We start from the raw sequence: 22,197 nt of genomic DNA on the forward strand, positions 1-22,197 counted from the left end.
CACACCGGCGAGGAGCCGAACCCGCGCGGTCCTCAAGGCCAGGTCGAGCAAATGCGCCCGCGTCCTGCCGACACCACGCCTCGGTCGGTTCTTGGGCCCATTATGCTGGCCGCGAGGGAAATGACATTTTGACCCGCAGTGAATTTCAGATTTCGGCTGGAAAAACCCGTCGCGTCCTGTAAACAGCGCGGGCCTGCTCACGGATAGGGGAAATCATGACGCTTGTTTCGCCCATGCAAGGTTCGACCGCAGATAGGGGAGCTGCCAGAAGCCGCCGCCTGTGGAGCCAAGCCGAAGCTCGCGCCCTCTACGAGTCTCCCTTCAACGAACTGCTGTTTCGCGCACATTGCGTCCACCGTGCGAACTTTGATCCCAACCGCGTTCAGCTCAGCCGGCTGCTGAGCATCAAGACCGGCGGCTGCCCCGAGGATTGTGGGTATTGCAGCCAGTCCGCGCACCACAATTCCGGACTGAAGGCCTCGAAGCTAATGGCGGTCGAACGCGTCATCGAGGAAGCCCGCAAGGCGCGCGATGCGGGTGCGACGCGCTATTGCATGGGCGCGGCGTGGCGCAGCCCCAAGGCGCGCGACATGGAGGTCGTGGTCGCCATGGTCGAAGGCGTCAAGGCGCTCGGCATGGAAACCTGCATGACATTAGGGATGCTCAATGTTGAGCAGGCGCAGCAGCTAAAGACAGCGGGGCTCGACTACTACAATCACAACATCGATACGTCCGAGCGCTATTACGGCGAAGTCATCACGACGCGCTCGTTCACTGACCGGCTCGAAACATTGGACAATGTTCGCGATAGCGGCATCAAAGTCTGCTGCGGTGGCATCGTCGGCATGGGCGAGGAACCGGTCGACCGCGTGGACATGCTGGTGACGCTCGCCAATCTGCCGGAGCCGCCCGACAGCGTCCCGATCAACATGCTGATCCCGATTGAAGGCACACCCCTTGGTCATGAGCGGCCAATAGAGCCGATCGAATTCGTGCGCACTATTGCGCTTGCCCGTATCCTGATGCCGCAATCCCATGTTCGCTTGTCGGCCGGCCGCACGGCAATGAGCGAGGAAATGCAGGCGCTATGCTTTTTTGCCGGCGCCAATTCCGTGTTTGTCGGCGATACGCTGCTCACGGCGGACAACCCGAGTGAGGATAAGGACACTGCGCTCTTTCGCAAGCTCGGTATTGAACCAATGGAGCTTTCCAGCTTGTGAGCGCAGGGGGCTTGCTCGACCGTTACGAGACGACGCTAAATGGGCTCGCGCGCAAGAACCGGTTGCGCGCGCTGTCGCCGCGGGCTGGCCTTGATTTCGCCTCCAATGATTATCTCGGACTTGCAGCCTCGCCGCACCTGGCCAAAGCCGTCGCAGCAGCACTCGCAGCCGGCACGCCGGTCGGCGCCACGGGGTCTCGCCTCTTGCGCGGCAATACACCGGAGCACGAGACGCTAGAAGCCGAAGCGGCGCGCTTCTTCGGCGCCGAACGTGCGCTTTTCTTCAGCGGGGGCTACCTCGCCAATTTCGCCGTCCTGACCACACTTCCGCAAAAGGGCGACCTCGTCGTCCTAGACGCACTCATCCATGCCAGTGCCCATGAGGGCGCGCGGGCCGGCCGCGCTTCATCCGTGGAGGCATCCCACAACGACGTCGGCGCCTTCGAAGACGCCATTTTGGCGTGGCGGCGTTTGGGCGGCACGGGTCGCCCCTGGATCGTGGTCGAGAGCCTCTATTCCATGGACGGCGACCGCGCGCCCCTTGCCGATCTGGCGGCACTTGCCGACCGTCACCACGCTTTTCTGCTGATCGACGAGGCGCATGCCACCGGCGTCTATGGACCCGATGGACGCGGCCTAGCGCACGATCTCGAAGGCCGCGACAATGTCGTCGTGTTGCACACTTGCGGCAAGGCGCTTGGCGCCTCCGGCGCGCTGGTGACCGGACCCAAGGTCATCGGCGACTACCTCATCAATCGTTGCCGGCCTTTTATCTATGCCACCGCCCCTTCGCCGCTGATGGCGGTGGCTGCAACCGAGGCGCTCGCCGTCCTGCATGACGAACCCGAGCGCCGCGAGCGGCTTGCAGCACTCGTCGCCTTCGCCGGCCGGGAGATCGAAGCCTGCTGCGGGGTCGCGCCGAGCGGCTCGCAGATCCTGCCGGTCATCGTCGGCGAAAACGCCCGCGCCATGGCGCTCGCCAGCGCGCTGCAGGCGCGCGGCTTCGACGTGCGCGGCATCCGCCCGCCGACGGTGCCCGAGGGCACGGCTCGGCTCAGGATTTCGCTGACACTCAATGTCGGCCAGGCCGACGTTGCAGCGATGATCAAGGCACTGGCAGAGGAATGGGAGCGAATGGCGGCATGAGCCAAACCTTCGTCATCACCGGCACGGACACCGGCATCGGCAAGACGGTTGTTGCGGCCGGTCTGGCTGGCCTGCTCAATGGCGCCTACTGGAAACCGGTGCAGTCGGGGCTCGACGGCGAAACCGATACCCAGACGGTAGCGAGGCTTGCTGAGCTGCCCCCAGAGCGGATCGTCCCGGAAGCCTGGCGGCTCGTGCGACCGCTCTCGCCGCATCGCGCTGCCGAACTCGATGGCGTTTTGATCGATCCCGACCGCCTCGTTCTGCCCGTAATGGCGCGCCCGCTGATCGTCGAGGGAGCTGGCGGTCTCATGGTGCCGCTCACGCGCAACTTCCTGTTCATTGACATGTTCGCCCGCTGGCGCGCGCCGGTCGTGCTTTGTGCGCGCACGGCGCTCGGCACGATCAACCACACGCTTCTGTCGATCGAGGCGCTGCGCCGCCGCGACATTCCGCTTTTGGGCATAGCGTTTATTGGTGGCCCTATGCCCGACACTGAATGCACGATCGCTGCGATCGGCAAGGTGCGTGTGCTTGGCCGCTTGCCTTTCCTCGATCCGCTGGCGCCCGACACTCTCCTGTCGGCTATGGCAGCGCATTTCGACATGGTGCCTTTTCAGCAGGCCAGCGTATGAGCCGCTCAGCCGTCTGGCATCCCTTTACCCAGCACGCCGTCGAACCGGCTCTGCCGAAGATCGTTCGGACCGAAGGCGCATACCTGCAGACGGATGGCGGAAGGCGCATTCTCGACGCGATAGCCTCATGGTGGGTGGTGACCCACGGCCATCGCCATCCGGCGATCGTCGAGGCAATCCGCTCAACTGCCGAAACGCTCGACCAGATCATATTCGCAGGTCTCACCCACGCGCCGGCCGAGGAACTGGCGAGCGCGCTCATCGGCCTGGCGCCGAAGGGTCTGGACTGGGTCTTCTATTCCGACAGCGGCTCGACCAGTGTTGAAGTGGCGCTCAAAATGGCGCTCGGCTATTTCCGCAACATCGGCGCGCCGCGCTCGCGTGTCGTTGTGATGGAATCGAGCTATCACGGCGACACGATCGGGACGATGAGCGTCGGCGCCCGCGGCGTCTTCAACGCCGCCTACGAACCCCTGCTCTTTGACGTCGATACCATCCCTTTCCCTGCCGCGGGCCGCGAGCAGGAAACCCTCGACGCCTTCGAGGCCTTCAGCCTTGATCGCAAGGCGGCGGCCCTGATCGTCGAACCGCTGGTCCTGGGCGCCGGCGGCATGCGGATGTATTCGCCAAGCATCCTGGCCGAATTGAAACGTGTTGCCGAGGCCTCCGGGACGCTGTTCATTGCCGATGAGGTGATGACTGGCTGGGGACGGACCGGTACGCTGTTTGCCTGCGAGCAGGCACGTATTGCGCCCGACATATTGTGCACGTCGAAAGGGCTGACCGGCGGCGCGATCCCGCTTGCCGCCACGCTCGCCACTGACGCCATCTTTCGGGCCTACTATTCGCCGGATCGCAGCCGCACCTTCTTTCATTCGAGCTCCTATACCGCCAATCCGATCGCCTGCGCGGCCGCACTTGCCAACATCGCAGTCTGGCGCGACGAGCCGGTCATGGAGCGCGTCACAACCCTCTCGCGACTGCAGGCCGAAGGGGCTCGCCGCTTTGCAGGCGATCCCCGCTTCGTCGACGTCCGGGTGACCGGCACGATTGCCGCCTTCGAACTGGCGGTTGCCAACTCCGGCTACCTGGCTGAGGTCGGCCCGAAGCTGCGCGCTTTCTTCCTTGAGCGCGATCTCCTGGTACGCCCGCTCGGCAATGTAATTTATCTCCTGCCGCCCTACTGCGTAAGCGCCAGCGAGCTTGGTCGCTTGCATGATGCGATCGACGAGGCCGCCGACCTTGTTGGGCAAGCCGGATGATCCGAGGCGCGAAGATCATCGGTCTCGGCCACCACGCGCCGGCGCGGATCGTGCCGAATGCCGAGATCGAGGCCTCGCTTGGCCTGGAGGCCGGCTGGATCGAGAGGCGGACTGGCATCCGGTCACGCCGCTGGGCCGAGCCTTCCGACACCTTGTCGGGCCTGGCCGGGAAAGCGGGAGATATGGCGCTGGACATGGCCGGCATCGACCGGGCCGCGATCGGCCTGCTGCTTCTGGCAACATCAACGCCCGATCATCTGCTGCCGCCAAGTGCGCCGCTAATCGCGCACCGTTTGGGCCTTGCTCATGCCGGCGCGGTCGATCTTGCCGGCGCCTGCGCCGGTTTCGTTTATGCGCTTACTTTCGCCGAGGCCTTCGTGCGCACCCACGGCAAGCCGGCGCTGGTCATCGCCGCCAACATTCTGAGCCGCCGCATCAACCCGGCCGAACGCGCCAGCGCGGTGCTGTTCGCCGATGCCGCGGGCGCGCTCTTGCTGGTCCCCTCGTCCGACCCGCATCACGGTGTCCTCGGCGCTTCGCTGGATTCCGACGGATCGGGTTATGGCCTGATTCAGATCCCGGCGGGCGGCAGCAGCCGGCCCTTTGCCGGAGATTTCGACATAACCGAAACCCGCATGACGATCGCCGACGGACGCGCCGTGTTCGCCAAGGCCGTCGAGATGATGGCGCGGTGTTCGGCCGAGGCGCTGGAAGTTGCGAACGTTTCAGCTCAGGCCGTGGATCGGTTTGTTCCACACCAGGCCAACGCCCGCATTCTCGATGCCGTGGCCGACAAACTCGATATTCCCCCTGAGAAGGTGGTGAGAAGCATTGCGGAGTTCGGCAATTCCTCTGCCGCGACAATTGCGCTGTCGCTGTCCCTCTCCCATCAGGCCAAGCCGTTTTTGGCAGGCGAAAGGCTTCTGCTGGCCGCGGCCGGCGCCGGGCTTACCGGCGGCGCACTCGTGATTGGCGTCTAGGGGCAATGACTAGTGCGCTTGCAAGAAGTGACGGCGAACGGCTCTCTGGGCGTTGATGTTTGCCTAGTAGGAAAAGAGCGGTCAGCTGTCATCCTGCACCATAAGGAACAGCGAATGTCGGTCGGAAGATACTCCTGGAACAGTCTGGCGCGGGCTCCCGGCATCCACCAATCGCCTGGCAAAATGTCTGCTTCGCGCGCGGCCGTCACAAACGCGCCTCGGGCGGCGGTGGAATGAGCTTCACCCCGCAGCACCTTCAGGCAAACCGCCTGCAATCAATTGTGAGTCTGGCTTTGGGCGCACCTCGGCGCGTTCGTTGCACCGTCGTCGGTGCAGGTGCAGCGGTGCCAGCAGCGACCGTTCCAACCGAAGATCGCTGAACTGGGTGCTCCAGTCCGGCTAACGTCGAATGACGATGATGCCGGCGAGTGCGATGAGACCTATGCCGAGCATGGAAGCGCCGTCCAGACGTTCCGAGAACAGTAGGACGCCCCACAACACCGCAAATGCCAGATAGGAGAAGTCGCAGGTTGAGATCATGGCCGACGGTGCCCACTGGTACGCGACAGCAGTGCCGACGCTGCCGATCAACATTGTGATACTTAGCAGCACCATCAGCCCCCATTGGCTCCAGCCTATCGGTACCCACTCGCCTATCGTCAGACTCTGCCCGCCATCGCTGCCAGCAATTATTGCCGCCAGGCTTGCCCCACCTGCCACAATGATCGCGATCAGATTGAATGTGAGTGCCAGAACGAACGGGTTTTCAGCACGGGTCCTGGTCCGCGTCAGCACCATCGCCAGGGCATAGAGAATGGCAGCCGCCAGTGGCATGAGGGTGTGGATACTGATGTCGCCGGCCTGCGGCTTCAGCATGAGTAGTACCCCCACAAACCCGAGCGCAACTCCGAGCCAACCTTGCAGGCCGACAGGCTCGCGGACCCAGAGTGCCGAGAATAGGGTAATGAACAGCGGGATCGTATAATAGACCGCGGCCGCTATCGAGAAATCGAGGCGCGAAAGCGAAGCGTAGTAGATCAGCAGACTGGACAGAAGCAGGCTGCTTCGAACCGTGGCCCAGCCAGGTCGAGCTGGGCTCAGCGATACCCGAGGCAACCTCCATTTCATCATAAAGATCAACAAGGGGATGGTGACGCAGGACCGCAAGAAGATGAATTGCGACAGTGGCATGTCCGAGATCGTGATCTTGATGATCGCATCTGCGATCGAAAGCGTCAGATCAGTCAAGATCATCGCCGCCACGGCCATGCCTACTCTGTCGGTCCCGATGGTCGTCTGACGGATCGACATGTCCACCTTCCCTTTTCGCTACCACTTCCACGCTACACAGCCGAGAGCGTTCCAACAATTCCGATCGCACGGACACACTGTCCGTGTCATTGTACAATCGCCAAGAACACCAACAGGGATGCGTCGCTTGGATAGCGTGGACGACATGATACTTCTGGCCGAAGTCGCTGAAACGGGCAGCTTTACGCGCGCCGGGGAGCGGATTGGGATGCCTAAGTCTACGGTCAGCCAGCGTATCGCCCAACTGGAGGCACGTTTGGGACTGCGGCTCCTCAATCGTTCCACCCGGCACGTAAGCCTCACCGGCAGCGGTCAAGTCTATCTCGAATACTGTCGCCGCGTTCGTGCACAGGTTTCGGCCGCGAATATGGCGATGACCAATCTGAGGGAACAGCCTGTCGGGAAGCTGAAGATCACCTGCCCGGAGGTGACAGCGACGTATTTCATGCCGAGCTTTCTACACGGATTTACTACCCAGTTTCCCGGCATCGCCATCGAGTTGATCGCCACAAACCGGCATCTCAACATCATCCGCGAGCGGGTTGATTTCGCCTTTCGCGTTGGCACAACCACAGGTCAGGACATAATCATTCGGCGTATCTCCTCCATAAAACGGGTGCTTGTGGCCGCGCCAGCATTTCTGGCAAGTGGCATTCCTCTTCGGGAACCGACCGATCTGCTCCGGCGGCGCTGTCTGGTGCATGATGCGCAACCCGAATGGGTATTCTCGTCGGACGACACACCGCTCGTTCTACGGCCACCGCCTGCCGCGACCTCGGATTCAATGGGATTCCTATTGCAATCCTGCATCGCCGGAGAAGGGGTTGCACTCCTGCCCGCTTATGTGTGCCAACCTTCCCTGGCCGTCGGCCGGCTTGTAGAGGTACTGCCGGACTGGGAAATCCCACCCTATGAAATGATGCTCATTTTCCCGCACCTGAAGAACCATTCCAAGGCGCAAGTGGCATTTCGCGATTATGTGAATACCTTCGATTTTTCACGGTTCGCCGCTGGGACACCCTGATCGACTTGGCCGATCCCAAAAAAACTCACGGGCAATTCGGATCAGGGAAGCCCCCCGTGGCGGTCACTGATTGCCGCATGTAGTCGGCTTTCTGGATTACACCAACAAGTCAACGGTGCGGCCTGTTTTGCAGCGAGACGCTCTGGTGGTGGGAGCCTACTTCAAGGGCGCAGCTAGTCAGACCCCACGTGGTGCGTAAGATCGTTCCGCCGGTGGCTGCCAGGGTATTCTGTTCGTGACCAGCTTGCAGGCGCTCCTATTGTGCCTCGAGCAAAAAAGGATACCTTACGCGGCGGCCGCGGCCTCCACGAAACCTTCGACCCTGCCTCGTGGCGACCAGACCTCGACATTGTCGATGAGCCGCGTCTGGCCAAGCCAGGCGGCGACGAGCAGTCGCGCCGGTCGGTTCGGGGCGGCGATGATGGCTACGTCCTCGTCCGCGCGCAGGTCAAGATACTCGACCTGCGAAAATCCCGCAGCAAGGATGGCCTGTCGTGCTTCAACGAGCACGCGATCGATGCAGTGGTCGCGGTCCAGCCGTCGGGCTGTCTCAAACAGGATTTCGGCCAGGCGGGGTGCTGCGCTCCGTTCGGCCGCCGACAGCCGTGCGTTGCGCGACGACATCGCCAGGCCATCGTCTTCGCGAACCGTCGGGCTCGCGATGATGTCGATCGGGATGTCGAGATCGCGAACAAGCCGCCGCACCACGTGCAGTTGCTGGAAATCCTTTTCGCCGAAGAATGCCATATCGGCACCGGTCTGTAGAAAAAGCTTGGTGACGACGGTCGCCACCCCGTCGAAATGACCGGGCCGGAACGCGCCGCAAAGCCCTTCGCTCACCGCGCTCACCGAGACCGTCGTGGCAAAGCCTTGCGGATACACATCCGCGGCGTCCGGGGCGTAGAGGATGTGGGCGCCGAGCGGCGCCAGTTTGACGGCATCGTCATACTCGGTGCGCGGATAGGCGATCAGATCCGCCGGGCTGTTGAACTGCTTGGGGTTGACAAAGAGCGTGACGATCACCCGATCGGCCTTTGCGAGCGCGGCACGCACAAGGCTGAGGTGACCCTCGTGGAGAGCGCCCATGGTCGGTACGACCGCCACTTTCAAACCATCCCGGCGCCACACGGCCACGATGCTGCGCAGTTCAGCAACTGTCCGAAGAATGGGAATGCCCACCTTGGATCTCCTCTTTTCAGGTCTTCGGCTCGTCGCCGAACACGTGTTCTGCCGCTGGAAAGCGGCGCTCACGAACGTCGTGCGAGTAGGCCGAGATGGCTGCGGAAGCCGACTCGCCCAGCTCGGCGTATCGCTTGACGAATTTTGGACGAAAGGCGCCGAACAGGCCCAGCATGTCGTCAACGACGAGGATCTGGCCGTCGCAGGCCGGCGAGGCGCCAATGCCGATGGTCGGGATCGCGATCTCCTGAGTGATCCGCCGCGCCAGGGCTTCAGGTGTCTTCTCCAGCACGACCGCGAAGGCGCCTGCTTCGGCCACCGCGACCGCATCACGCTGGATACGATCGGCATCGTCGCCCCGCCCCTGGACGCGGTAGCCGCCGAGTGCATTCACCGCCTGCGGCGTCAGGCCGACATGAGCCATCACCGGCACGCCACGCGCAGCAAGGAAGCGTATCGTCGCGGCCATGCTTTCGCCGCCTTCGAGCTTGACCGCCGCGCAGCCTGTCTGAGCGATCAGGCGGGCAGCATTGCGAAAAGCCTGTTCAGGACTTTCCTCATAGGAGCCGAACGGCATGTCGACGACCATCAGCGCCCGTTCGAGGCCCCGCCGCACCGCCTGGCCGTGCAGGATCATCATTTCGAGCGTGACGCTGAGCGTCGAAGGCAACCCGTGAAGCACCATGCCGACGCTGTCACCGACAAGCACGACATCGCAGTGAGGATCGACCAGTTGTGCAATGGGCGTTGTATAGGCAGTCAGACAGACCAGCGGCGTCCCACCCTTGCGTGTCGCAATGTCCGGTGGGGTCAAGGCCCTGATTGCTCGCGTTGCGCTCACCGACTTCCCTCACGTGACGTCAACCCGAAGCCATCTGCCACAAATTTGTGCAGATGCGAAGAAGAAATTGCAGTGCACAATAATTTGCTGACTATTTATTCCGCGAGCTGCGACGCCGCTTCGAATGAGCACGAGTGCGAAAGCGGGCTCTTAATCTCGCGCCCAGTCCACTTCCCTTGCGTCACTGCCGAGCGGCTTCGCGTTTGCGACACTCTTTGTGTAGACCGAAGGTCTAGGCCTTTACGGAGAGTGTGGTGTTGACAGGCCAAAGGGGCTGCTACACCCTAGTTAAATCGATTGAGAAGCATCTCACGGAACTCTGCCCAACCCAGGCAACCATGGACGACCGCCCAAAAGCAACACGCAACGGTAGGGCCGCCGCAAAGGCCAAGCACGTCGAAGCGGAGCTGATTGCCGTTGTCGTGTCCGTCAATGACGGTGAACCAGCGGTCCTCACCATCGGGGAGGCGGATTGCCTACCCTCGGGGCCGTTCGTGCTGGAGCATCGATCGCTGCAGTCAGGTCTAAGGGCGTGGGTCGAGCAGCAGACTGGTCATCCCCTCGGCTATATCGAGCAGCTCTATACGTTCGCTGATCGCGACCGCGCCGACGGGCGCCAGCAGCGCGTCATTTCCATCAGCTATCTCGCTTTGACCCGGAAAGAACATGCCACCGGCGCATCCGCCTGCGCCTGGCGGAGCTGGTACGATTATTTTCCTTGGGAGGACCACCGCCTCGGAACACCGAAACTGATTGCGGATGTTCTGAAGCCGCGTTTGCTTGCCTGGGCGGCTGCAGTTGAGGAGGCTGCGATTGCCCGTGAACGACGGCGGCGGGCTGCCATTGCTTTCGCGTTCGAGGACCGGCCCTGGAATGAAGAGTTGGCGCTCCAGCGCTATGAGCTGCTTTACGAGGCGGGTCTGGTGGCAGAGGCCACCCGCGACGAACGGTCGATCGCATCCGACTCAACAGCCGGGACAACGATGGTTGCCGACCATCGCCGCATCCTGGCGACGGCCCTTGCGCGCTTGCGCTCGAAGATCAAATACCGGCCAGTCGTCTTCGAGCTGATGCCGCCGGTGTTTACGCTGCTGCAGCTGCAACGGACGGTGGAAGCCCTGGCCGGCCGGCTGATCAACAAGCCCAACTTTCGCCGGCTCATCGAGCAGCAAGAACTGGTCGAGGAGACTGGCGAGACGTCCCTGGATACGGGCGGCCGCCCGGCCAAGCTCTATCAGTTCCGCCATGCCGTGCTGGACGAAACAGCCGTGGCGGGGACAAAATTGCCTCTGGCCCGGGGTTGACACTCTTATAGTCAACCTAGATATATATCCCTTATAGTCGAATGGATTATAAACGGGAGGCGCCGGTGAGCGGGACGATACCTTCGGCCGCGTCCCTGTATCAGCGCGTCCAGCGCATCATCCCCCCAGTGGAATGGGCGGCTTTCAGCGACGACATCGACGCCATTCTGGCGCTAAAGCGCGAGCGCAACGCCGTCATCCTGGCCCACAACTATCAAACCCCCGAGATTTTCCACTGCGTCGCCGATATCGTCGGCGACAGCCTGGCGCTGGCCCGCAAGGCAATGACCGTCGATGCGGACATCATCGTGCTCGCCGGCGTGCATTTCATGGCTGAGACGGCGAAGCTCCTCAATCCGGACAAGACGGTGCTCATTCCGGATCTCGGCGCCGGCTGCTCGCTGGCGGACTCGATCACGGCGGACGACGTGCGGCTGATGCGGCAACGCTACCCTGGTGTGCCGGTCGTGACCTACGTCAACACGTCCGCTGCCGTGAAGGCCGAGTCGGACATCTGCTGCACCTCCGGCAACGCGTTGGCTGTGGTGGAGTCGCTTGGCGTGCAGCGGGTGATCATGCTGCCCGACGAATACCTGGCCAGGAATATCGCGGCACAGACTTCGGTCGAGATCATCGCCTGGAACGGTCATTGCGAAGTGCATGAGCGCTTCACGCCAGCCGACATTCGCGAGCTGCGCGATGCCTATCCTGGCGTTACCGTGCTTGCCCATCCCGAATGCCCGCCGGAAGTTGTCGCGGTTGCGGATTTCGCCGGCTCGACCGCGGCGATGTCGGACTATGTCGGACGGCACAAGCCTGCGCGCGTCGTGTTGATGACCGAATGCTCGATGAGCGACAACGTCGCCATCGAGCACCCCGACGTCGAGTTCGTGCGCCCCTGCAATCTCTGTCCGCACATGAAGCGTATCACGCTCGCCAACATTCGCACGGCGCTGCAAGAAACCCGCCACATCGTGACCATCGATGCTCGAGTGGTTGATCGGGCCAGGCGTGCGGTCGAGCGGATGCTTGCCGTATGACGCCAGAGGTCGGCGACATCAGGGGAGCGCCCGTGATCATCGGAGCTGGCGTTGCCGGGCTGATGACCGCGCTTCATCTGGCGCCGCATCCCGTTTACCTTTTGTCCCCGACGCGGCTCGGGACCGAAGCCTCCAGCACACTCGCGCAAGGCGGGCTGGCGGCAAGCCTCGGCGCTGACGACAGTCCAGACCTCCATCTTGCAGACACGCTTGCTGCAGGTGATGGCCTCTGCGACGAAAGTGTGGTCAGACGCGTTTTGAATGCGGCAGACCGAGCCATCGAGAATTTGATGGACTTGGGCGTCGCCTTCGACTGCTCGTGGGACGGGACACTGCGGCTCGGGCTCGAGGCAGCGCATTCCCGTCGCCGGATCGTCCATGCCGGGGGTGACTCTACGGGCCGCGAGCTTGTACGCGCGCTCATCATTGCTGTGAGGCGAATGCCCTCGATCACAATTCTGGAAGGCATGGAAGCCCGCCGGCTCATTGTGGAAAATGGTGCCGTCAGCGGCGTGCTGGCGGCAAAAGGTGGACAGGCGATTGTCTTTCCGACCCGCCGCGTGGTTCTTGCGAGCGGCGGTATCGGCGCCCTGTTCAGAGACACGACAAACCCGCCTGGCTCATTCGGACATGGCCTGGCGCTCGCCGCCTGCGCCGGCGCGGAGCTCGCCGATCTCGAATTCATCCAGTTCCACCCGACAGCGCTCGACGTTTCGCAGTGGCCCATGCCGTTGGTGAGCGAAGCGGTCCGCGGCGAAGGCGCAGTGCTGATCAATGAACGTGGGCACCGCTTTTTGTGCGACACGCCTGGCGGCGAACTCGCATCGCGCGATGTTGTGGCCCGGGCTGTGTGGCACCAGCTTGCCACCGGACATCGTGTTTACCTTGACGCCCGGCAGTCCCTTGGCCCCCGATTCGCCAAGCGCTTCCCGGCTGTTGCCCGGCTTTGCCGCGACGCCGGAATCGATCCTGCCGTTGAGCCGATTCCGGTTCGCCCGGCGGCACATTATCACATGGGCGGCGTGGCCGTGGATGCCGCGGGCCGCAGCACGGTGCCGGGTTTGTGGGCTTGCGGTGAGGTTGCCGGCACCGGTCTGCACGGCGCCAACCGGCTTGCCAGCAACTCGCTGACCGAGGCCGTGACGACCTCGTTGTGGGTCGCGCAAAGCGTAGCTGCCGCTCCTGCGGGCTGGCAGTGGCCAAGGCTTGTCGCCACGGCACCCCCGCGACCGGACCCCTCCTCAGTTCGCCACGCAGTCTCCAATGGGCTCGGTGTTATCCGGGACGGGCAAGCACTATCCGACACCGTGGAAACGCTGCTGCCGATGGCGGTACGCAACACTGCCGCTTCCGATCCTGCTTTGATCGCGCTGATGATCGCTATTGCAGCGCTTCGACGCGAGGAAAGCCGCGGCTCGCATTACAGGTCGGACTTCCCCACACGCAGGGCGCAGGCCCGGTCTTCACGCTTGACCCTCGCCTCAGCAATGACGGTTGCGGCCGAACTTAGTCTGCGGCCCGCGGAAAGGAGTGCCTGATGACGTCACCTCCACCTCTTCCCGGTATCGTAATCGAACCGATCGTGCGTAGCGCTCTTCTGGAGGATCTCGGCAAAGCCGGCGATCTTACGAGCGACGCGATTGTGCCTTTTGACTGCAAGGCCACTTTTGCGTTCAGAGCCAGGCAGTCTGGCGTTGTTGCCGGTCTTGATCTGGTAGCCTACGCTTTCATGCTTGTTGATCCGTCGATCGACATAAATTTTGGACGTCTGGACGGCAGCAGGGTCGCGGCGGGTGAGACCATTGCTACGGTGAGTGGACCGGCGCGTGGCATGCTTGCGGCCGAGCGTACAGCGCTCAATTTTCTCTGCCATCTCAGCGGCATTGCGACGGCAACGGCCGAGATCGTCGAGGCGGTGCGTGGACAAAAAGCAAGGATCGTGTGCACGCGAAAGACAACGCCCGGCCTGCGCGCGCTGGAAAAATACGCCGTGCGTGCCGGCGGCGGCGCCAACCATCGCTTCGGGCTCGATGATGCGGTGCTCATCAAGGACAATCACATCGCCATTGCTGGCGACATCCGCACGGCCATCGAGCGCGCGCGCGCTGCCGTCGGACATATGGTCAAGGTCGAAGTTGAGGTCGACACCCTGGACCAATTGGAAATCGCGCTAAGCGCCGGGGTCGACGCCATCCTGCTGGACAATATGTCGGTCAAGCAACTCACCCGGGCGGTCGCAATGGTCGACGGCCGCGCGACCACCGAGGCCTCGGGGCGCATAACGCCGGCAACGGCACCAGCCATAGCGGCAACGGGGGTCGACCTCATTTCTGTTGGCTGGCTTACGCATAGCGCGCCGATCCTCGACATCGGCATGGATATGCCGGTCGAAGCCTGCGTCGGAAAGCATCTGAACTGATAAAATCGCGCTCAATCAAGGTGGGGTCAATTGTGGCAGCAGGGTTCGTGCTATGAAAAAGAAGGGACTGGTTACCAACCGTGGCGAGGCACTTGCCTTCATCAATGCCAATCTCAAAGAACTGCATCTGGTGGCAGCCTCTCACAAACTGCACTTGCTGGGATACCTTCTTGGGATGGCCTACATCGAATCGTACGAGATGGTGCGCAAGGAACGCTCTTATCGTCAAATCAAGATCGTAGATCAGGGATAGCGCCGCGCTGCGATTAGCCCTGTGCAGCTTCAGCTCACACAATCCAACCTTGAGCGGTTGGCCGCAACGATCAGTTGGAGTATTTGACCGCGCGGCAGGGTGACTTCGTCTGCGCGAGCTCAAACGATATGGGTCGATGCCCAGAGTGGAACCGAGTGGGCCTAGTGGCCCTTCACCGAGGCCCTATGCGATAGCTGAGGCGCGCGGATTTCCAAAATACGTCGCGTTAACCGCATCGAGGAGGATACGGGTTTGCCCCTGTACGAACCAATGCTTCGCCACCTGAAATCGCGCGAGCTGTTCGGAGCCATTGACCGGGTGCCGGCTCTTGGCATGCCAGCAGGTGAGAGGACCTTCGAGGTATCAAACCCTTCGACCGGCGAGGTGCTGGCGGAATTGCCCGACATGGGTGTCGAGGAGACGCGCGCCACAATCGACAAAGCTCATGTGGCGCAACCTGAATGGGCCGCACTGACCGCGCGCGAGCGCAGCGACATCCTCTGGCATTGGCACCAACTGATCGTCGACCACACCGACGATCTTGCAGCGATCCTCACTGCGGAGATGGGCAAGCCGCTAGCCGAAGCGAAGTCCGAGGTGGCGCATGCGGCCGCATATCTGCAATGGTACGCCGAAGAGGCCAACCGCATCTATGGTGAGACGATCTCGCCGCCCTCTGCAGACCGTCGCATGCTGGTGATCAAACAGCCGATCGGCGTCGTTGGAACGATCACGCCCTGGAACTTCCCCGCCTCAATGGTTGCGCGCAAGATCTCGCCGGCTCTCGCCGCCGGCTGCACGATCGTGCTCAAACCTGCTGAACAGACGCCCCTGGTGGCAGGTGCAATGTTTGCTCTGGCCCATCTTGCCGGCTTTCCCGAAGGCGTCGTCAACCTCATCTACGCCTCCGAAGGCGATACGGTCGGCCGCGAACTCTGCTCCAACGCCAAGGTCCGCAAGATCAGTTTCACGGGCTCCACCGAAGTCGGCCGGTTGCTCATGCGCCAGTGCTCGGACCAGATCAAGAAAGTCGGTCTAGAGTTGGGTGGCAATGCGCCTTTCATCGTCTTTGATGATGCCGACGTCGATGCTGCCGTCGACGGCGCGATCCAGGCCAAGTTCCGCAATGCCGGCCAGACCTGCGTTTCCGCCAACCGGCTTTACGTCCAGTCGGGCGTTCATGACGAATTCGTCGCCAAATTCGTGGAGCGTGTCCGTGAGCTTCAGGTCGGCGACGGCTTCGATCCAGGTGTCGCCATCGGTCCGCTGATCGACGGGCATGCACTGGCCAAGATCGAACTTCACATCGCTGATGCCTTGGCCAAAGGTGGCGCGATCCGATGTGGCGGCGGCCGGATCGGCAGCGATGGCAACTTTTTCCAGCCCACGATCCTCAGCAACGTCTCAAGGGAAATGATCGTGGCGCAAGAAGAGACTTTTGGACCCTTGGCGCCGATCATTCGCTTTGAGGATGCTGATCAGGTCGTGCGTGAGGCCAACGACACGATCTACGGCCTTGCCGCGTATTTCTATGCTTCGAACCTGAAGCGGGTCTGGCGTGTGGCCGAGGCCCTGGAATACGGCATGGTTGGGATCAACACGGGACGAATGTCCTCAGAAGCCGCGCCCTTCGGTGGGATAAAACAGTCCGGCATCGGGCGGGAAGGTTCCCGCCACGGCCTCGAAGACTATCTTGAAATGAAGTACCTCTGCATGGGTGGCATCTGAGGTGGCGTGGACCTGCGCAGGGTGTAGTTGAATGCGTAAGACCCGTTCCGCGATCGAGGTCTCCGGGCTGCCTTTACACGACCTCGAGCACAAAACATGACATGAAACGACGGGCTACTGGGGTTCGAGTTCGACCCAAGTGTCAGCTCCACATTGAGCAGACTATAGCCGCATTGGACATTCGACAGCCATTAGGTGCGCGAAGCGGCAAGATTTGCACTAAAGCGAATGTTGCCGCTGGCAAGTAGCGGGCGTGATCTATGTCCATCGCTGGGCAACGTCACAAACGGGGGCGTCGTCGACCTCCGCTTCCAAACGGACCACCTTTCGGCGAAGCCATCTCCGTCTGTGCCTCGTACTTCGCTCGGTACACGTCCAGGTAGTCCGCATCCTGACAAATGCAGCGCCCCAGCCGATCCTTCTTACGACGCTCCGTGATCACGTCACTGGGCATCTTGCGCAACAGATTGAGTTTGGCAGTGGTCCAATCGGGCGCATTGCCTGTGGCCTGCTTGACGATTTCCCCGGCCAGCATAATGCCCGCCATTGCCGACTGGAAGGCCAACGGAACCTCGACACGTACGGGTTTGCTCCCAGCCGTAAGGTCGAACACGATCCCGCCACAGATGGCGCCCTGGTAAAGGCTTCGCAAAGGCTGGCCAACGAAGGGAAGGAGCGGCTCAACGGGAATCGTCAGCCGGCAGGCGATCTGTCGCATCAAGTCCATGCTAACGGGGGCACCGTTGTGAAGCATAGGCCGCACAATATCCATTTTCCGATCCTCAAGACCGAGCGCTTCGGCAATAAGCTGGTCATCGTCAGGGACGGCTCCGTTCGGCAGGTAGAGGCATGCAAGGCATGCCATCTCCCCCTCAAAGCCGTGATGCGACACCCCAAGATCTCCGCGCTGCGTCCACGAGTTGATCGTCCAGCGAGGCAGCGTGCCTTGTAATGCAATTCGATCAGCCGTCGTATCGAGTGCGATCGCCACATGCTGCATGGAGCGCAGTGCTGGCAACGTCTGCCATCTCCTGCTGTGCCCCTCAACGGCAAGGTCGGGTCGAGCATTCAGGTATCGCCGGGCAAGCTTCACCTTGCTCTGGCCAATATCCCGCTCAAGCGCGAGCACGTAACGCTGAAGATTACCTTGGTCAACCAGCTCTGCGTCAACCACCTGCAAATACCCCTGTAAGCGGGGAACGCGGGAAAGCGCCCAGATTGCGCCGTTCCCAATTGCCCCTAGGCCAAGAAGAAACAAATTGTCCAGCAAGATGACGTCGGCAAGTGGCGGATTGGAGCGCGAGCCGGGAGCATAGTCGAACAAGGAGAACATGACGGCCTGATCGACGGTCGCACCGCTGACCTGTTTATTGAATATCTGTCGAAACAGGTTCGATGCAGCAATACATGCGGCAGCACCCGCCCCGAACGTGTTGTGGCTGTTGCCGGAACCGACAGGCCGTTCCGCGGAGAACTTTACAATCCAGCCGTCAGAGCCCAGGAACAACTTGGGGCAGGACGCCTCCGGGATTGTCGAACCGACGACTAGACAATGCGAAAGAGGCGATGACCCGCGGCGGGCGATCGTGATGCGTTCGTTGATTGACCGTGCCAGCGAGGCCAGGCTCTTGGCTAGCTTTCTCGCTTCCTCTCCCGCGGGCAAGAGACAGATGGTGGGATAGAGCCGCGACACCAATCTGATCAGGAGATCGAGCGACGCTCTGCCCTCGGTCGAGCAGGCCTGCTGATCGAACCCAATTCCAATTACAAGGCCATTGAGCAGCCCCTCGAAGTCCTTAGCGTCAAAACCTTGGAGGACTTGCGACGCTGCGGTTGCGGCTCGACCGAAATACTTCGCTACTGCCATGATCTCAATCCACGATATCGATCAGATGATTCACCAGAGGCTGCGGTACTGCTACCCAGTCGCCCGCTCTGTCGAGCCGATAAACGGCGGTCTGCGAGAGATTTACCGGGCCTCTGGCAAAGTCCGGCACGACCAGGGAAAGCGAGCCAACCGCTGTCGCTAACGCGTTCTCGTCGTCAGTATCGGAATGGTACGCGTCAGTGGGGTGGCTGTGAATCTGTGCGAGTATGCGCAGGCCGTTATCGAAGAGCCACACGTTGATGCGATGCAACTCGGCCCCATCGACGTAGACGCCGACACCCGACGCATTCCGAATAAGGCGTTGTTGAGGAATAAGCGCCCGCTCCACGGTCGCGATTTTGGCTGCGACCGTCCCTACCCAAAGGCCCAGCCCCTCATATCCAGAACGGCCTACGACTGCCAGATGCGCATGCACATCGTTCACCGCTGCACGCGGGACGATGAAGCGCTCGACAGCAGCGAGACCACTTACCTTGGCAGGGCTGCTAGGTTGATTTGAAAGCCCGCGAAGCTCATCTGCTGAATCTGATAATTGATCGTCTGAATGGGGTTGATGCCGCTCGCCCAGATTTGTTCCAAAATAAAATGCAAGGAGCCTTCGCCAGAGCGACGATGCAACAGCCATGAGTCACCTGTATGGGCTGGGTGATCGTGATATTCCTTGACCCCGGGCAGACACAGGAAAGGAATCTCGTCGGGGCCGTGAGCCTGAAGCAGCGGTTGAACGGGTAGCCGCTGTTGTTGCGCCAGACTGGCTATGGTCTCGGGCGATGCATCGTCAAGGCCATCGAGACGCATCATCTGAAAGCCAAGGCTTTTCATTGGCAGCGCGCTCCCGGTGGACGGATCAACGAATTTCACCGACGGAGGCATCAGGTCGTAGTTCGTGAAGTCCAGGCGCACTGCGCACACCAGCGGCCGAGGCGTGACCTTCACCGCAGCAAACAGCACCAATACACTGGGGAAGGTAGCCTCCAGAAGGAACCAACCCCGCCGACGGTAAGTGTCTTCTAGCTGCCGGTATCGTGCGATCTCGCGCTCAAACTTGCGTCGAGAGACCGCCTCATCGACGATCTGATTCTCAGTCAACCCGCTGCACCAGCCTTGAGGCTGAGGAAGAGCTTTTGGCCGGCAGCCATACCGATCTCCTCGATCTTCTTGCTCGCGTCAAGAACCGCGCCGCCCTCATCCTTGAGTTCCCAATTTTCAGGGGGCTGTCCTACGTTGCCTGAATCCGTAAGTGCCTTGGCGATGATCGTATGAAGGGGCGCGTTAACGTTGGCTTCGACAGAAACCGGCTCGCCATTCACAATGATGGTCAAGTTTATTTTGTTGTTTGAGCCGGTCTGTTGACCGGCAGTCTCAGGGGCAGTCTTCGGAGACTTCGCCATTGTTTACGTCCCTCAATCCACCGAATCAACTAAGCACAACCTCAAATTAGCCGAATCGAATCCCAAGTAAACCGCAGTCTTTGCCCTTCTAACCCCAGAACAACGGTTTCACAGCCTTAAGGCCGGCGGAGACGGCCGGGCGCGGCCGAGATCGCCGGTGTAGAAACAACGGGCAAGGCCGAATTCGGTGTCGTTCACGAGCGAGGCCTCTTCCTCGGCTTCGAACTTGAACTCCGGTGCGATCGGCCGAAGACCTCTTCCTCAGGGGAGCGCATCTTGGCGCCGCGTTGGCGATCACCATCGGCTGCAAGAACGAACCGCCAAGCGCATGGCGCTTTCCGCCGGCAACGATTTTGCCGCCTTTTCATCTCGACCTGCGACTTTCCAAACTGTCCTTCGCAGTGCTATGACGGCGTCGTGCTGTTCTCGGAACGTCTGACGCGGCTTCCATGCGTTCTCATCGCGCTTTCCCGGATTATCACATTATTGGGCGTGAGCGGCGTTATATTGGAGCGCCGAGCCGGATGACGGCTTCGGATTTTGTCACATCCGGATCGAACGTGTATTTGACGCCCATGATTGATATCGACAAGGATTGGCTCTCTTCCAAATACTCGCTCGGTTTTGACGCCATTGAACTGGTCGTTGACGGCGTTAATCGGACCTATCGGGCACGTGCGGGGAAGAAGCATTTCTATTTGCGGCTCTACCGCGCATCCGGAAGGCCCCTTTCGCAGATCATTGCGGAGGTAACCCTGCTGACGCAGTTTCCTGACTGCGCGGATGTGGGTGTCAGCCGACCTGTAGCCACGGCCGATCGGTCCACTCATATCCTTGAATTGGCATGTGGTGGTGGCCTTCGTCACGCTTGCCTTTTCGAAAGTGTCGATGGGGATCCGATCGAGCTTACACCGGCTGGTATGGCGCAGTTCGGAGCGTCCATCGCGCAACTGCACCTGGCCATGCCGACTGCCATTTGCGGAGACATGCGAAGCCTTGAGCCGATAGCGATAGTCCAAGACACGTTGCTGGCACTTTCTCCCATGCTTGAGAGCCGCGAAGTCTCGGGAGTGATTGAGCACGACTACCTGGCATGCATGCGGCGATCTGAGTCGCACTCCCTTCCAGCCGGCCTGTGTCACGGCGATGCCTGGACAGGCAACACTCGCGTTCACCAGGGAAAGGTCCACTTTTTCGATTTTGACGATTTTGGACACGGCCCTCTTGTTCTCGATCTCGGCACGGCGGCATGGCACTTAACGCGCGCCGAAAGTCCACATTTCGGTGACATGGTCGCTTCACTGATATCCGGATATGAAAGGGTCCGCCCGTTGTCGAAGATTGAGCTAGAGGTGCTGCCGCTTTTCATCGGCCTTGCTGAAACCCGCTCGCTGCTGTTTCTCGCGCGCTATTGTGCGTTGACCGATGACTTGTGGGCTGAAACGTTTCAAACGGCGATGGATGTATTCGCGCTGTCGCAGCACCCTCCTGAAAACTATCGCGACGTGGAATTTGGATCGCATAATGGCTAATTAGAGCTGCGGTCGTGTGGACGCTTGGCGCGACTGGATTGCCTAGTGGTCATGTAAGAACGCAAGGGCGCCGGTATGGGCCGGAAGCCCGTGCTCGCCCTCCGATTGGGCGATTGTCGTTGTCCTCCTGCTGGATCTGCACGAGCGTCAGCATCTCGCCCGTCAGCACCCTGCGATCAGCTAGAACATCTCCAAACGTCATCTTGAAGTTTGAGCCCTGCGTTCTTGCATAGCTGCATTGCACAAAGTGGGTTTGCGCATTGCACAACTTTTAGCCATTAAGCCTACAGCTGATGCACGCGATGGTTTCCTCCCATTCCATCGTATCAGCTGTTCCCCTCTGAAGGTTTTGACCTTCACACCTAAAGGGCCTCGGTTTCCGATGGCCCTTTTTTTTGGCGGTCGCCACGTCGTTAATTGCAACGCGGCGCGATCGCCGGTTAGCAACAAGCTTTGGGCGTCATTTCTATCTGGCGGAATCAACCCCTTCCGACAAAAGCCTGACCTTTGCCAGTCTTCTACGGGCCAGCGTTCGCGCCAAAAGTTCAAAGCCGCGTCCGTAACATTCAACAATGAAAGCCAGCGTTACCAAGTCGAGCAGAAAGTCGTCGATCGCATGCGTGAGCGCATCCGACCTTTGTTCAAATCGAAGTAGCAAGGCGCGCGCCTCTTCGATCGCGGCCTGGCAATCGTCTGCGTCTATCAGGGAATCGATCCTGTCAAAGATCTCCAAGCGTCCTCACTTTTCGAAAGCCACACTCAGCATCGAACGCCGCTGATGAGTGAGTTTTCAACAAAAGAAAAGGGTCGCTTTTCGCGAAAAAAATCGCTCGGCAGCGCGTCGAACGAGCATGATGTCTCAAATGACATGAGAATTCCGGCTCACCAACATGTCGTCGAAGGCGAGTGAGCCGGCCCATTTCTGCGTCTCGGCCGCCAGACCACCGGTCAGGAGGAACTGTGGCCACACCGTCGGAGACAAATGGGTCCATCTATTCTTCCAGCCGCCACGGTTCAGCCTAGATTACATGGGAAGCGACAATAA

At 60.9% G+C, this 22,197-nt stretch carries 21 protein-coding genes and 1 pseudogene; 13 read left to right on the forward strand and 9 right to left on the reverse strand.

Annotation, left to right across the window (positions count from 1 at the left end):
- Positions 1-233 precede the first annotated feature (233 nt).
- Genes bioB through bioZ form a run of 5 tightly spaced genes read left to right on the forward strand, consistent with a single transcriptional unit; the run spans position 234 to position 5,242 of the window.
- The gene (gene bioB / locus NKH17_RS18600; protein ID WP_352972019.1) at positions 234-1,220 is read left to right on the forward strand and encodes a biotin synthase BioB; all 987 of its coding nucleotides are present in this window, start codon (positions 234-236) and stop codon (positions 1,218-1,220) included.
- On the forward strand, positions 1,217-2,365 hold the full coding sequence (locus NKH17_RS18605) for an 8-amino-7-oxononanoate synthase (RefSeq protein ID WP_352971735.1): 1,149 nt from the start codon (positions 1,217-1,219) through the stop codon (positions 2,363-2,365). The genes bioB and NKH17_RS18605 overlap by 4 nt, the downstream gene beginning before the upstream one ends.
- Complete coding sequence (gene bioD, locus NKH17_RS18610) at positions 2,362-3,000, forward strand: dethiobiotin synthase (protein WP_352971738.1); 639 nt, start codon at positions 2,362-2,364, stop codon at positions 2,998-3,000. The genes NKH17_RS18605 and bioD overlap by 4 nt, the downstream gene beginning before the upstream one ends.
- Positions 2,997-4,262, forward strand: coding sequence for an adenosylmethionine--8-amino-7-oxononanoate transaminase (locus tag NKH17_RS18615; protein ID WP_352971741.1), 1,266 nt, complete (start codon positions 2,997-2,999; stop codon positions 4,260-4,262). The genes bioD and NKH17_RS18615 overlap by 4 nt, the downstream gene beginning before the upstream one ends.
- Entirely contained in the window at positions 4,259-5,242 is a 984-nt protein-coding gene (bioZ, locus tag NKH17_RS18620) for a 3-oxopimeloyl-[acyl-carrier-protein] synthase BioZ (protein WP_352971744.1), read from the forward strand. Before NKH17_RS18615 ends, bioZ begins: the two co-directional genes overlap by 4 nt.
- Before the next feature lie 399 nt (positions 5,243-5,641).
- Here bioZ and NKH17_RS18625 read toward each other — a convergent pair whose 3' ends face one another.
- Entirely contained in the window at positions 5,642-6,553 is a 912-nt protein-coding gene (locus tag NKH17_RS18625) for a DMT family transporter (RefSeq protein WP_352700143.1), read from the reverse strand.
- A gap of 136 nt (positions 6,554-6,689) precedes the next feature.
- Between NKH17_RS18625 and NKH17_RS18630 the strand changes: the two genes are divergently transcribed.
- A complete protein-coding gene (locus NKH17_RS18630; protein ID WP_352972022.1) occupies positions 6,690-7,577 on the forward strand; it encodes a LysR family transcriptional regulator in 888 nt (295 codons plus the stop codon).
- Between the two features lie 285 nt (positions 7,578-7,862).
- Here NKH17_RS18630 and panC read toward each other — a convergent pair whose 3' ends face one another.
- Entirely contained in the window at positions 7,863-8,756 is an 894-nt protein-coding gene (gene panC / locus NKH17_RS18635) for a pantoate--beta-alanine ligase (protein ID WP_352971748.1), read from the reverse strand.
- 16 nt (positions 8,757-8,772) lie between these two features.
- On the reverse strand, positions 8,773-9,597 hold the full coding sequence (gene panB, locus NKH17_RS18640) for a 3-methyl-2-oxobutanoate hydroxymethyltransferase (RefSeq protein ID WP_352971751.1): 825 nt from the start codon (positions 9,595-9,597) through the stop codon (positions 8,773-8,775).
- A 338-nt stretch (positions 9,598-9,935) separates the two neighbouring features.
- Here panB and NKH17_RS18645 point away from each other — a divergent pair, with 338 nt between their 5' ends.
- From NKH17_RS18645 to NKH17_RS18670, 6 genes are all read left to right on the forward strand, one after another.
- A complete protein-coding gene (locus NKH17_RS18645) occupies positions 9,936-10,901 on the forward strand; it encodes an NUDIX hydrolase (RefSeq protein WP_352972025.1) in 966 nt (321 codons plus the stop codon).
- A 65-nt stretch (positions 10,902-10,966) separates the two neighbouring features.
- Positions 10,967-11,941: a quinolinate synthase NadA gene (gene nadA / locus NKH17_RS18650; RefSeq protein WP_352971753.1), complete on the forward strand. Its 975-nt coding sequence runs from the start codon at positions 10,967-10,969 to the stop codon at positions 11,939-11,941.
- On the forward strand, positions 11,938-13,479 hold the full coding sequence (locus NKH17_RS18655) for an L-aspartate oxidase (protein ID WP_352971756.1): 1,542 nt from the start codon (positions 11,938-11,940) through the stop codon (positions 13,477-13,479). Before nadA ends, NKH17_RS18655 begins: the two co-directional genes overlap by 4 nt.
- A complete protein-coding gene (gene nadC / locus NKH17_RS18660; protein WP_352971758.1) occupies positions 13,479-14,360 on the forward strand; it encodes a carboxylating nicotinate-nucleotide diphosphorylase in 882 nt (293 codons plus the stop codon). The genes NKH17_RS18655 and nadC overlap by 1 nt, the downstream gene beginning before the upstream one ends.
- Before the next feature lie 52 nt (positions 14,361-14,412).
- Positions 14,413-14,613 (forward strand): hypothetical protein, encoded by a 201-nt coding sequence (locus tag NKH17_RS18665; protein ID WP_352971760.1) that lies wholly within the window; start codon positions 14,413-14,415, stop codon positions 14,611-14,613.
- A 270-nt stretch (positions 14,614-14,883) separates the two neighbouring features.
- On the forward strand, positions 14,884-16,341 hold the full coding sequence (locus NKH17_RS18670; RefSeq protein ID WP_502910606.1) for an NAD-dependent succinate-semialdehyde dehydrogenase: 1,458 nt from the start codon (positions 14,884-14,886) through the stop codon (positions 16,339-16,341).
- A gap of 280 nt (positions 16,342-16,621) precedes the next feature.
- Here the strand turns inward: NKH17_RS18670 and NKH17_RS18675 are convergent, their stop codons facing one another.
- The 5 genes and pseudogenes from NKH17_RS18675 to NKH17_RS33430 all read right to left on the reverse strand — a co-directional run.
- Positions 16,622-18,208: an E2 ligase fold family C protein gene (locus NKH17_RS18675; RefSeq protein ID WP_352971765.1), complete on the reverse strand. Its 1,587-nt coding sequence runs from the start codon at positions 18,206-18,208 to the stop codon at positions 16,622-16,624.
- 4 nt (positions 18,209-18,212) lie between these two features.
- Positions 18,213-18,653, reverse strand: coding sequence for a Mov34/MPN/PAD-1 family protein (locus NKH17_RS18680; protein WP_352971768.1), 441 nt, complete (start codon positions 18,651-18,653; stop codon positions 18,213-18,215).
- Between the two features lie 44 nt (positions 18,654-18,697).
- Complete coding sequence (locus NKH17_RS18685) at positions 18,698-19,318, reverse strand: putative metal-binding protein (protein ID WP_352688818.1); 621 nt, start codon at positions 19,316-19,318, stop codon at positions 18,698-18,700.
- A complete protein-coding gene (locus tag NKH17_RS18690; RefSeq protein WP_352971772.1) occupies positions 19,315-19,620 on the reverse strand; it encodes a DUF2604 domain-containing protein in 306 nt (101 codons plus the stop codon). Before NKH17_RS18690 ends, NKH17_RS18685 begins: the two co-directional genes overlap by 4 nt.
- Positions 19,621-19,758: 138 nt before the next feature.
- Positions 19,759-19,984: pseudogene (locus NKH17_RS33430) on the reverse strand (aldehyde dehydrogenase family protein); the annotation flags it as partial.
- A gap of 160 nt (positions 19,985-20,144) precedes the next feature.
- Here NKH17_RS33430 and NKH17_RS18695 point away from each other — a divergent pair.
- Complete coding sequence (locus NKH17_RS18695) at positions 20,145-21,152, forward strand: phosphotransferase enzyme family protein (RefSeq protein WP_352971775.1); 1,008 nt, start codon at positions 20,145-20,147, stop codon at positions 21,150-21,152.
- 466 nt (positions 21,153-21,618) lie between these two features.
- On the opposite strand, the gene NKH17_RS18700 is transcribed toward NKH17_RS18695, so the two are convergent.
- The gene (locus NKH17_RS18700) at positions 21,619-21,885 is read right to left on the reverse strand and encodes a hypothetical protein (RefSeq protein ID WP_352971778.1); all 267 of its coding nucleotides are present in this window, start codon (positions 21,883-21,885) and stop codon (positions 21,619-21,621) included.
- Between the last annotated feature and the right edge of the window lie 312 nt (positions 21,886-22,197).

The organism is Mesorhizobium sp. M1334 (assembly GCF_040317995.1).
Lineage (GTDB): Bacteria > Pseudomonadota > Alphaproteobacteria > Rhizobiales > Rhizobiaceae > Mesorhizobium.

What these genes read in the sequence shown, in the direction of transcription:
- bioB (WP_352972019.1), top strand. Translation starts at nt 234, where the DNA reads ATGCAAGGTTCGACCGCAGATAGGGGAGCTGCCAGAAGCCGCCGCCTG.
- bioD (WP_352971738.1), top strand. Translation starts at nt 2,362, where the DNA reads ATGAGCCAAACCTTCGTCATCACCGGCACGGACACCGGCATCGGCAAG.
- NKH17_RS18615 (WP_352971741.1), top strand. Translation starts at nt 2,997, where the DNA reads ATGAGCCGCTCAGCCGTCTGGCATCCCTTTACCCAGCACGCCGTCGAA.
- bioZ (WP_352971744.1), top strand. Translation starts at nt 4,259, where the DNA reads ATGATCCGAGGCGCGAAGATCATCGGTCTCGGCCACCACGCGCCGGCG.
- NKH17_RS18625 (WP_352700143.1), bottom strand. Translation starts at nt 6,553, where the DNA reads ATGTCGATCCGTCAGACGACCATCGGGACCGACAGAGTAGGCATGGCC.
- NKH17_RS18645 (WP_352972025.1), top strand. Translation starts at nt 9,936, where the DNA reads ATGGACGACCGCCCAAAAGCAACACGCAACGGTAGGGCCGCCGCAAAG.
- NKH17_RS18655 (WP_352971756.1), top strand. Translation starts at nt 11,938, where the DNA reads ATGACGCCAGAGGTCGGCGACATCAGGGGAGCGCCCGTGATCATCGGA.
- nadC (WP_352971758.1), top strand. Translation starts at nt 13,479, where the DNA reads ATGACGTCACCTCCACCTCTTCCCGGTATCGTAATCGAACCGATCGTG.
- NKH17_RS18665 (WP_352971760.1), top strand. Translation starts at nt 14,413, where the DNA reads ATGAAAAAGAAGGGACTGGTTACCAACCGTGGCGAGGCACTTGCCTTC.
- NKH17_RS18670 (WP_502910606.1), top strand. Translation starts at nt 14,884, where the DNA reads ATGCTTCGCCACCTGAAATCGCGCGAGCTGTTCGGAGCCATTGACCGG.
- NKH17_RS18675 (WP_352971765.1), bottom strand. Translation starts at nt 18,208, where the DNA reads ATGGCAGTAGCGAAGTATTTCGGTCGAGCCGCAACCGCAGCGTCGCAA.
- NKH17_RS18690 (WP_352971772.1), bottom strand. Translation starts at nt 19,620, where the DNA reads ATGGCGAAGTCTCCGAAGACTGCCCCTGAGACTGCCGGTCAACAGACC.
- NKH17_RS18695 (WP_352971775.1), top strand. Translation starts at nt 20,145, where the DNA reads ATGACGGCTTCGGATTTTGTCACATCCGGATCGAACGTGTATTTGACG.